Annotated in this window: 1 protein-coding gene (only partly in view); it reads right to left on the bottom strand. The window is 67.2% G+C overall.

What is annotated here, in order from left to right; translation table 11 throughout:
- Positions 1–12,327: the 5' portion of a non-ribosomal peptide synthase/polyketide synthase gene (locus LOY26_RS12300; protein WP_258714820.1), read on the bottom strand. Its footprint begins 9,996 nt before the window's first position; 12,327 of the gene's 22,323 nt are visible here — the first part of the coding sequence; its start codon is at positions 12,325–12,327; its stop codon lies beyond the left edge, outside the window.

Here is a 12,327-nt window from a genome sequence, read left to right as displayed (position 1 = left end):
GCGCAGGCCATGGATCTTCACCTGGTCGTCGTTGCGGCCCAGGTACTCGATATTGCCATCGCTCAGGTGCCGCGCCAGGTCGCCGGTGCGGTACAGGCGTGCGCCGGGGCGAGTGCTGAACGGGTCGTCGATGAAGCGTTCGGCGGTCAGTTCGGCGCGGTTGAGGTAGCCACGGGCGACTTGCACGCCGCCGATGAACAGCTCGCCAGCGACGCCTTGCGGTACTGGCTGGCCCAGCGTATCGAGCACGTACAGCGTGGTGTTGGCGATGGGCTTGCCGATCGGGGTGTTGTCCGGCGCCGTCATGCAATGCCAGGCGCTGACGTCCACCGCCGCTTCTGTCGGGCCATACAGGTTATGCAGCTCGACCGTTGGCAACTGCGCGTGGAAACGCCGTACCAGGCTACCCGGCAAGGCTTCACCGCTGCACAGCACGCGCTTGAGAGCATCTGCCGAAGCGTCGCCGTGGGCCAGGAACACATCCAGCATCGATGGCACGAAGTGCAAGGTGGTGACGCCTTCGCTGCGGATCACCTGACGCAGGTACTCCGGATCGCGATGGCCACCGGGACGAGCCATGACCAGGCGTGCGCCGGTTTGCAGCGGCCAGAGGAACTCCCACACCGACACGTCGAAGCTGAATGGGGTCTTCTGCAAGACAACGTCTTCTGCGCCGAGGTTGTAGGCGTCCTGCATCCACTGCAGACGGTTGACCACACCGGCGTGCTCGTTCATCACACCCTTCGGCAAGCCGGTGGAGCCAGAGGTGTAGATCACGTAGGCCAGATGACGCGGGGTCAACGTAGGAACTACCGGGTTGCTGGAAGGCTGCGCATTCCAGGTTGGCTGGTCCAGATCAATAAGCTGGGCCGCCTCCGGTACGTGGCGCGTAGCGCTGTGCACCAGCACCGCCACTGGCGCGCTGTCGCTCAGCATGTGGCGCACGCGTTCGGTCGGGTAATCCGGGTCCACCGGCACATAGGCGCCGCCCGCCTTGAGGATGGCCAACAGGCCAACCACCATCGACAGCCCACGTTCGACGCAGATCGCCACCCGATCATCAGGCTTCACGCCCAACGCGATCAGGTGATGTGCCAGGCGGTTGGCCTGTTCATTCAACTCGCGATAACTGAGCGAACCTTCCTCGGCCCGCACTGCAACCGCATCCGGTGTGCGCACCACCTGCGCCTCGATCAGCCCGTGCAAGGTCTGCTCAAGGTCGTAAGCCACCGCGGTGTCATTGAAGCCCACCAACACCCGCTGGCGTTCCTCTGGCGCCAGCACCGGCAAGCGCTGCAATGCCAACTCCGGCGTCTGTTCCAGGGCCTCGACCATCGCCTCCAGCACCTGGTTCATCTGCCCGCAAATACGTGCCGCGCCCACTTCTGCCAGGGTCGTGGCAACCAGGCGGAAGCCTTCACCCAGGTCATCCACGTTCAGGCTCAGCGGGTAGTTGGTACGCTCCTGGCCTTCCAACACCTCGATGCCTTGCCATGCCTGACGCTGCTCGGCGCTGGTTTCAGCGCCATGGCGGTAGTTGAGCATGGCGCTGAACAGTGGCAATGGCGCAGCCACACCGCTGCAACGCTGGGCCAACGCCAAGGACGCGTGCTCGTGGGCCAGCAGTGCGCTGAGGCGCTGGTGCACGGCCTGCGCGCCCTCGCGCACGCTCACCTCGTTAAGGTCGACGCGCAGCGGCAGGGTATTGATGAACATGCCCAGCGCCCGCTCGGCGCCTTCGCCACCTTGTAAACGGCCAAGCAGCACGGTACCGAACACCACGCAGTCCTTGCCACTGGCAGCCGCCAGCAGGCGTGCCCATGCCAGGTGGAACAGGCTGGCGACACTGATGCCAAGCTGCCGCGCCTGGCGTCGCAGCCCTGCGGCCAGCTCGGCCGACAGCGCCAGCTTGGCCTCGTGCATGTCGCGGCCATCGCCTTGCACATCGCTGAGGTCGAACGGCAAGGTCGGCTCATCGATATCGGCAAGTTGTTCGCGGAAGAACCGCTCATGCTCGGCCGGGCTGATGCCCAGGCGCGCCTGGGCCACATAGTTGCGATACGGCACGGGGTTGGCCACCGGCGGCGTGCCGTGCAGGAAGCCGATCAGCTCTTCGCCGACCACCTCCAGGGCCGTGTGGTCGAGGACGATGTGGTGGAACTGCAAGGTGGCTTCGATCTGCTCGGTGCCAGGCACTTGACGGTGCAGCAGACGGATCAGCGGCGCCTGGCTCAGGTCCAGGCCGCTCGCGCCTGCATCGAGGTGCAACAGCTGCAGCGGCGCATGGCGCCAGACCACCTGCACGGCTTGTGGCAGGCCATCCCAGAGCACGGCGGTACGCAGCACATCATGGCGGGCGATGACCTGGTCCAGCGCGCTGGCGAAGGCTTGCAAGCGCTCCAGGCTGGCAAAGCGCAGCCGTGAATACAGCACGTAAGGATCGTGCTCGGCGCTCAGGTGATGGTAGAGAATGCCTTCCTGCAGGGGCGCCAGGGGGTAGATATCCTGCACATTGGCGGCACCGCCCGGCACGCTCGCAACGATGCGGTCGAGCGCCGCTTGGTCGAGTTCGATCAGGCTGAGCAGGTCTGGGGTGATACGCGGGCAGTCGGCAGGGATACGGTTTGCAGGCACCACTACTTGCTGATTACGCCCCAGTGTCGCGGCCAAGGCCGCAACCGTTGGTTGACCGAACAGGGTGCGCACATCGACTTGCAGGCCCTCCAGCCGCAGCCGTGCAGTCAGGCTGACCGCCAGCAGCGAATGGCCACCGAGTTCGAAGAAGTTGTCGTGCCGGCCTACCTGCTGCACGCCGAGCAGTTCGGCCCACAATCGAGCCAGCAGGGCTTCGGTTTCACCGAGCGGGGCCTCGTACAGGCGCTCATGCAATGCACCGTCCGGGGCAGGCAGCGCGTTGCGGTCGAGTTTGCCATTCGGCGTCAAAGGCAGGTGGTCGAGGTGGATGTACTGCGCCGGCAGCATGTATTCCGGTAGATGCATCAGCAACGCTTTGCGCAGGCCGTCTGCCGCCTGCGGCTCACCGGTGAGGTAGGCCACCAGGCGCGCGCCACTGACCGGGGCATCGAAGGCCATCACCACTGCCTCGCGTACGCCGGGAATACGCACCAGGCAGGCTTCGATCTCACCCGGTTCGATGCGCAGGCCGCGAATCTTCACCTGGTGATCGTTGCGGCCTAGGAAGACCAGGTTACCGTCCTGGCACTGGCGCACCAAGTCACCGCTGCGGTACAGGCGCTCGCCGTCGACGAAGGGGCTGGCAATGAAACGCTCGGCCTGTTGCGCTGGCAAGCCCAGGTAACCACGGGCCACGCCGGCGCCACCGATGTGCAGGTGGCCGACCACGCCCCAGGGCACCGGTTGGTCGTAGGGGTCGAGTACATACAGGCGGGTATTGTCGATGGCGACGCCAATCGGCAATGCCCCTTGCGGCAGCTCGGCGCCCGGTTCCAGCGTCCAGGCGCTGCAATCGACGGTGGTCTCGGTTGGGCCATAGACGTTATGCAGGCGCACACCCGGCAGGCGCTGACGCACCAGGGCGGCCAGGGCTTCGGTCAACTCGCCGCCACCGCAGACGATATCGCTGAGGCGGGTACAGCGGCTGCTGGCGGGGGTTTCAAGGAACTGCTGCAGCAACGCCGGCACAAATTGCACCACGCTGACCTGCTGCGCTTCGATCAGTTGCGCGAGGTACTGCGGGTCGCGCTGGCCGTCCGGGCGTGCCAGCACCAGGCGCAGGCCGCTGCACAGTGGCCAGAACAGCTCCCACACCGAGGCATCGAAGCTGACCGGGGTTTTGTGCAGCACCGCGCCGTCACCCGCCGGCTGGCAAAGGCGCTGGCTCCAGCGCACCAGGTTGACCACGTTGCGGTGCTCGACCATGACCCCTTTGGGCAGGCCCGTGGAGCCGGAGGTGTAGATCACATAAGCCAGATGCCGAGCGTTCAGCGCAGGCACGCGTGGGTTGCTGATCGGCTGGGCGTGCCAGCAAGGCTGGTCGAGGTCGACCAGGGGCGCTTGGGCGCCGTGCGCGGCCTCGCGGGTGGCGCTGTGCACCAGCACCGCCAGCGGCGCACTGTCCACCAGCATGTGGCGAATGCGTTCGGCCGGGTAACCCGGGTCGACCGGCACATAGGCACCGCCCGCCTTGAGGATGGCCAGTAAGCCGACCACCATCGACAAACCACGCTCGACGCAGATCGCCACACGGTCATCGGGTTTTACCCCCAGGCCGATCAGGTGATGGGCCAGGCGATTGGCCTGCTCGTCGAGCTGGCGATAGCTCAGTTCGCCCTCCTCGGCGGCCAGGGCAATGGCATTCGGCGTGCGCCTCACCTGCGCCTCGAACAGCGCGTGCAACGGTTGCTCCGCAGCGTCGGGCCGCTGCGTGGCGTTGGCCAGCAGTTGCTGGCGTTCATTCGGTGTCAATACTGGCAGCTGCTGCACTAGCATCTGGGGCGCATGCTCAAGGGCATCCAGCAAGCCGACCAGCACCTGCAACAGTTGCTCGCAGACGCGCTGCGCGCCCACCTGGGCGCTGACCTGGGCGGTCAGGCGCAGGCCGTCGCCCAGGTCGTCGACGTTGACACTCAGCGGGTAGTTGCCGTGCCCGCCGCTGGGCAGGGCCTCGATGCCGTCCAGGGCTTCGCGCTGCGCTTGCTGTTCGGGCTGGCTGGCGCCGTGGCGGTAGTTGAGCATGGCACTGAACAAAGGTGTCGGCGCGGCCACACCGCTGCAGCGCTGGGCCAGGGCCAGCGAGGCATGCTCGTGCACCAGCAGCGCACTCAGGCGCTGGTGGGCCAGGCGCACACCGGCTTGCACACCCAGCCCCTGCAGGTCCAGGCGCAGCGGCAGGGTATTGATGAACATGCCCAGGCCGCGGTCGGCCCCCGCACCGCCTTGCAGGCGGCCGAGCAGCACGGTGCCGAATACCACGCGGTCCTGGCCACTGGTGGCGGCCACCAACCGCGCCCAGGCCAGGTGTAGCACGCTGGCGGCGCTTACGCCCAGCTGCTGCGCCTGGCGGCGCAGGCGCCGGTATTGCTCGCTGTGCAGCTGCACGGTGGCCAGTTCGAAGGCACTGGCCTGGCCCTGCAGGTCGAGCAGGCCATAGGGCAAGGTCGGCGCGTCGATGTCGGCCAGTTCGGCGCGGAAGAACGCTTCGTGTTCGGCCTCGCTGATGGCCAGCCGGGCCTGGGCCACATAGTTGCGGTAGGGCACGGCCGGCTGGCCGGGCTGTTGCCCGCGCAGGTGATCGCGGATCTCCGCAAGCACCACTTTCATGGCCGTATGGTCAAGGGCGATGTGGTGGAATTGCAGGGTGGCCTCGATGCGTTCGGCGCCCGGCTGCGGGTTCGCCAGCAGGCGCATCAATGGGGCCTGGCTGAGGTCAATTCGGCCAGCCTGTTCGGTGCGCTCAACCAGCACCGACCCTGGCACGCTGCGCCAGACCACCTGGGCTGGCTGCGCCAGGCCGTCCCACAGCACGGCGGTGCGCAGGATATCGTGGCGGGCGATGACCTGGTCCAGGGCAGCGGCGAACGCGTGCAGGCGGGCCTGGCTGTCGAATGCCACGCGCCATTGCAGCAGGTACGGGTCTTGGTCGGCGGCGCTCAGGTGATGGTAGAGAATGCCTTCTTGCAGCGGTGCCAGCGGGTAGATGTCCTGCACGTTGGCGGCGCCACCCGGCACCGTGGCGACAATGCGCTCGATGGCGGCGGCGTCCAGGGCCAGCAACGGCAGCATGGCCGGGGTGATGTGGGTGCAGCCCTCTGCAATGCAGTAGTCCGGCACGCTTACCTGGCGGCCATTGCCCAGTGCGGCCGCCAGTGCGGCCACGGTCGGTTGGCCGAACAGCACCCGCACGTCGGTCGGCAGGCCTTGTTGGCGCAGGCGTTCGATCAGGGCCACTGCCAGCAACGAGTGGCCGCCCAGTTCGAAGAAATTGTCATGCCGCCCTACCCGCTCCACGCCCAGCACCTCGGCCCAGACGCTGGCCATGGCCGCTTCGGTCTCGCCGACGGGCGCCTCGTAACCCCGGCTGACCCAATCGGCGGTATCCGGTTCGGGCAGGGCACGGCGGTCCAGCTTGCCGTGGCTGGTCAGCGGCCACTCCTCCACACGGATAAACGCTTGCGGCAGCATGTGCCCTGGCAAGCTGGCCTGCAGCGCTTGACGCACAGCGTCGATCACCACCGGTGCGGACTCGGTGAACCAGGCCAGCAAGCGCTCACCCCGCACCAGCACCACGGCATCGGCAATACCCGTCTGCGCGGCCAGGGCGGCTTCGATTTCACCCAACTCCACGCGCATGCCGCGAATCTTCACTTGGTCGTCGTTGCGGCCGAGGTAATCGAGGGTGCCATCGGCGTTCCAGCGCACCAGGTCGCCGCTGCGGTACATGCGCGCGCCAGGCTTGCGGCTGAACGGGTCGGCGAAAAAGCGCTGCTCGGTCAGTTCAGGGCGATTGAAGTACCCCCGCGCCACCTGCGCACCGCCGATGTACAGCTCGCCCACAACGCCCACCGGCACCGCTTGGCGATGCGCGTCGAGCACGTAGACGCGGGTATTGGCGATGGGCTTGCCGATGTGCAACGCAGCGCCGGGCTGCACCTGCCCAGAGGTGGCGACCACCGTGGTCTCGGTCGGCCCGTAGTTGTTGACCAGGGCAAAGCCTGGGTCACGCTCGAACTGACGCAGGCGGTCGCCACCTATCAGCAAGGTGCGCAAGGTCGGGTGCTGGCGTACGCGGCGCAGCGCCAGCTCGGCCACGGGCGTGGGCAGGAAGCTGACGGTCAGTGGCTGTTCGAGCCACCAGTCAAGCAGCGCTTCGACATGTTCATTGCCGATGTGCGCAGGTGGCAGGTGCAGCGTGGCACCGGCACACAATGCCGGCCAGAGCTCCCAGGCCATTGCGTCGAAACCGAAGCCCGCGACGCTTGAAGTACGTGTGCCGGTCTCCAGCGCAAAGGCCTGGCAGTGCCAGTGCACCAGGTTGGCCAGGGTATGGTGTTCGACCATCACCCCTTTGGGCTGGCCGGTGGAGCCAGAGGTGTAGACCAGGTAGGCCAACTGGTGAGCATCCAGCCCGGGCACGTGCGGGTTGCTGTCGAGGGCGCCATCGCTGGCGGCCTGGTCGAGGTTCAGGCGCGGTATGCCAGCAGGCAAGCCGTCGATGGCCGCTTCGCTCAACAGCAGGGCGGGCGCGCTGTCGGCCAACAGGTAGGCGATGCGTTCGGCGGGATAGCTTGGGTCCACCGGTACATAGGCGGCCCCGGCCTTGAGCACGGCCAGCAGGCCGATCACCCGCTCGGCGCTACGGCCCAGGCACAACGCCACCCGGTCACCGCAGCGCACGCCGCGTGCGATCAGCTGGTGCGCCAGGCGGTTGGCCCGAAGGTTCAGGTCACCATAGCTGAGCGCCATGCCCGGCTGACTGACTGCCGTGGCATCCGGGGTCGCGGCTGCCCGGGCCTCGACCAGAGCATGCACCGTCAGCCCTTGCGGATAGTGCTGCGCGGTGGCATTGAAGCTGCCCAGCAGTTGCTGGCGAGCTTCATCGTTCAAGATCGATAGGCTGTCGACCGGCGCCTCCTGCCCCTGCTCCAGTGCTTGCAGCAGCTGGGTGACGGCATTGGCCATCCACGTGGCAACCCGCGCCGCACCAATGCCCTCGATGGCCAGCACACTGAACGTGAAGCCATCACCCAGGTCGTTGACACTGAGGGTCAGCGGGTAGTTGCTGCGCTCCTCGCCCCCGAGCAGGCGCACGCCCTCCCAGATGCCCTCGCCGTCACGCGTTGCATCGTCGGCGCTGTGCCGATAGTTGAGCAAGGCGCTAAACAGCGGCGCAGCGGCCGCCACGCCACTGCAGCGCTGGGCCAGGGCCAACGGCGCGTGCTCATGGCCGAGCAAGGCCGACAGGCTACGGTGGGTGGCGCGCACGGCGGCACGCACGGCCAGCGTGGTGTCCACCCGCAGCGGCAGGGTGTTGATGAACATGCCCAGCGCCCGATCGGCGCCCTCACCCCCTTGCAAGCGGCCCATCAGCACGGTACCGAAGACCACGTCATGGCGGTTGGCAAGCACCCCCAGCACCCGCGCCCAGGCCAGGTGCATCAGGCTCGCGGCGCTGACACCCAGTTGCCGGGCCTGGGCGCGCAAACCGAGGGCAACCTCGCCGTCCAGGGCCTGGAAGGCCGTTTCGATACCCCGGCCATCGCCCTGCACGTCGGCGAAGCCCAGCGGCAAGGTCGGCTCATCGACATCGGCCAGCATCTCGCGGAAGAACGCCTCGTGGCCGGCCTGATCACCCAGGCGGGCCTGGGCCACATAGTTGCGGTACGGCACCGCGGCCGGCAGCGTGTGCCCCTGGCCAAACAGCAATGCGCGCATTTCGCGGGCGACCACGTCCATGGCCGTGTGGTCGAGGGTGAGGTGGTGGAACAGCAGAATCGCCACCACCTGGTGGTTGGCGGGGTCCAGGCTGTAGTACAGGCGGGTCAGCGGCGCCTGGGTCAGGTCCAGCCGGTGGTGCCGTGCATCGAAACGCGCATGCAACTGCTCGATCCGAGGACTGCCATCCTCATCAGCCAGGTCATCGATTTCACTGACCACCAACTCGGCCTTGCGCCAGACCACCTGCAGCGGCTGCGCCAGCCCTTGCCAGAGCACTGCGGTGCGCAGGATGTCATGGCGGTCGATAACCTGTTGCAGGGCACCGGCCCAGGCCAGCAGGCGCTCGACACTGTCGAAGGCCAGGCGGGTCTGCAGCAGGTAGGGGTCGCCCTGCTCGGCGCTCAGGTGATGGTAGAGAATGCCCTCCTGCAGGGGGGCCAGCGGGTAGATTTCCTGCACGTTGGCAGCGCCACCCGGCACGCTGGCGACGATGTCGTCGAGGGTCGCCTGCTCCAGGGTGACCAGGCTCAACATCTGCGGGGTAATCCGTTCAGCGTGCAGCGGCACCCGGTTGGCGGGCACTGTCACTTCGCGGCCGATAGCCGCTGCGCTGGCCAGCGCGGCCAGGGTCGGCTGAGCGAACAGCACCCGCACATCGATCAGCAGGCCAGCCTTGCGCAGGCGCTCGACCAGCGTCACCGCCAGCAGCGAGTGGCCGCCCAGTTCGAAGAAGTTGTCGTGCCGCCCTACCCGTTCCACGCCCAGCACGTCGGCCCAGATGGCCGCCATCGTGGCTTCGGTCTCACCTTCAGGCGCCTCGAATGCCTGGCCGAACAACTGCGAGGTAGCCGGGTCGGGCAGTGCGCGGCGGTCCAGCTTGCCGTGGCTGGTCAGCGGCAGCTCAGCCAGGCGCAGCAACGCCAGCGGTACCATGTGCGCCGGCAAGCGGGCCTGCAAGGCCTGGCGCAAGGCTTCGACATCCACCGGGGCGGTCTCGGTGAACCAGGCCAGCAGACGCTCGCCCCGCACCAGCACCACGGCCGCGTCGATGCCGGGCTGCGCTGCGAGGGTGGCTTCGATTTCGCCCAGCTCTACCCGCACGCCGCGAATCTTCACCTGGTCGTCGTTGCGGCCAAGGTAATCGAGGGTGCCATCGGCATTCCAGCGCACCCGGTCACCGCTGCGGTACATCCGTGCGTTGGGCTGCGCGCTGAACGGGTCGACGAGAAACGCCTGCTCGGTCAACGCTGGGCGGTTGAAGTAGCCACGCGCCACTTGCGCCCCGCCGATGAACAACTCACCAGTGACGCCGACCGGTACCGGCTGCAGGCCTTCGTCCAGCACATAGACGCGGGTATTGGCGATCGGCCGGCCGATGTGCAGAGGCCCGCCAGGCACCACCTGCCCGGAGGTAGCGACGACGGTGGTTTCGGTCGGCCCGTAGTTGTTGACCAAGGCAAACCCTGGGTCACGCTCGAACTGGCGCAGGCGGTCGCCGCCTACCAGCAAGGTGCGCAGTGTCGGGTGCTGACGTTCGCGGCGCAGGGCCTGCTCGGCCACCGGTGTAGGCAGGAAACTGACCGTCAACGGCTGCGCCAGCCACCAGTCGAGCAGTTCATCGACATGCTCGTTGGCGATGTGCGCAGGCGGCAGGTGCAACGTGGCCCCGGCGCACAGGGCGGGCCAGACTTCCCAGGCCATGGCGTCGAAGCCGAAACCGGCCACGCTGGACGCGTGTGCAGTGGCGTCCAGCGCGAAGGCCTGGCAGTGCCAGTGCACCAGGTTGGCGAGGGTGTGATGCTCGATCATCACACCCTTCGGCTGGCCGGTGGAGCCGGAGGTGTAGACCAGATACGCCAGGTGCTGCGCGTGCAACTCAGGCAACTGAGGGTTGCTGTCGTACACGGCGATGCTTTGTGCAAGATCCAGGTCGAGGCGCGGCACCCCGGCCGGCAACCCGGTAATAGCAGCCTCGCTCACCACCAGTGCCGGTTCGCTGTCGGCCAGCAGATAGGCAATGCGCTCTGCCGGGTAGGCGGGGTCTACCGGTACATAGGCCGCGCCCGCCTTGAGCACGCCCAGCAACGCGACCACGCGCCCGCTGTTGCGCGGCAGGCATAGGGCAACACGGTCGCCCACCTTGACGCCACGCGCGATCAGCTGATGCGCAAGCTGGTTGGCGTGGCAGTTGAGTGCGTGGTAACTCAAAGCCTGGTCACCCTGCCGCAGCGCCACTGCAGCCGGTGCGCGGGCCGCGCGGGCCTCGACCAAAGCATGGACGGTCTGCCCCTGTGGGTACGCCTGAGCCGTGTGGTTGAACTGTTGCAGCAACTGTTCGCGCTCTGCCAGGGGCAGTGCCTGCAGCCCTTGCATGGGTGCAGTGGGCGCATGTTCCAACGCCTCGACCAGGCTGGCCAGGACCTGCTCGAATTGCGCGCACAAGCGCGCCGCGCCCCATTCGGGCAGGGTCTGTACGGTCAGGCGCAGATCGTCGCCCAAATCATCGACGCTGACGGTCAACGGGTAATCGGTACGTTCCTCGGCGCCGACGATATCGATGCCGTCGGCCACCGGGATGACCTCGGCAGCATCGCCCGCATCGCTGTGGCGGTAATTGAGCAGGGTGTTGAACAGCGGCGCCGGTGCCGCCACGCCGCTGCAGCGCTGGGCCAGGGCCAGGGACGCCTGTTCGTGGCCAAGCAAGGCGCTGAGCCGTCGGTGGGTGGCCAGCAACGCATCACGCACGCCGGTTGCGCCAAGGTCAATACGCAGCGGCAGGCTGTTGATGAACATGCCCAGCGCCTGCTCGCTACCATCGCCGGTAGTCATGCGGCCCAGCAGCACACTGCCGAACACCACCTGCTGACGCGCCGAAAGTTGCCCCACCAGCCGGCCGAAGCCCAGGTGCAGTACGCTCGCCGGGCTTACCCCGAGTTGCCGGGCCTGGCTGCGCAGGCGCTGGCTGAGCGCCGGGGCCAGAGTCAGGCGTGCCTGCTCCAGCAGCGCATCGCCTTTGGCTTGCAGGCCGAAGGCCAGTGTCGGCTCATCGATGTCACCCAGCATCTCGCGGAAGAACCCTTCATGGGCCTGCTCATCCAGTGCCTGGCGGGCGGCGGCCAGCACGTTGCGAAACGGCATGGGCGCGGCCAAGTGTTCGGCCTGGCCGGCAAGGTGCGCCTGGATTTCCCGGCGCACGATATCCAGCGCGGTATGGTCCATGACCACATGGTGGAACATCAGCAGTGCCACCCACGTCTCACCTTCGCCCTGCGCGTGCATCAACTGCATCAGCGGCGCCTGGCGCAGGTCGAGGCGGTATTGGCGCGGGTCGAAGCGCGCGCACAACTCGGCCAGCGCCGCGCTACCGGCAACCGGGACGGCTTCGCGAACCAGCGTCGCCTGCTGCCAGACCACTTGCACCGGTTGGTCAAGGTACTCCCAGTGCAGCGCGGTGCGCAGGATGTCATGGCGCTGGATCACCCACTGCAGTGCCTCGGCGAAGGCTTCGAGGTGGGCTTTGCTGGCAAAGCGCAGTTGGACCTGCGACAGGTACGGGTCGCCGTCGCTGGCGGACAGGTGGTGGTACAGCATGCCCTGCTGCAGCGGCGCCAGCGGGTAGATGTCCTGAACGTTGGCGGCGCCGCCGGGCACGCTGGCGACGATGCGGTCAATGGCCTGTTGCTCCAGGGCTACCAGTGGCAACATGTCGGGGGTGATGCGAAAGGCTGGGCTCAGCCAGTCGTCCTCGCGTTCGGCGAGCATCTCCAGCAACGCCGGCTTGTGCCGTGACAACGCCTCCCACAAGCTATCGTCCAAGGTGTCGTCATCGCCGAGGACGATCAGGTCCTGGTCTTCACGCTGGAGTCGGATTGCACGGGTGGAAAGAGCAGCCATCAGTTCGCTGAAGTGCAT

It is taken from the genome of Pseudomonas sp. B21-047, from assembly GCF_024748775.1.
Lineage (GTDB): Bacteria > Pseudomonadota > Gammaproteobacteria > Pseudomonadales > Pseudomonadaceae > Aquipseudomonas > Aquipseudomonas capeferrum.
Note: the sequence above shows the minus strand (reverse complement) of the source record. Positions and strands in the feature narration are given on the sequence as shown.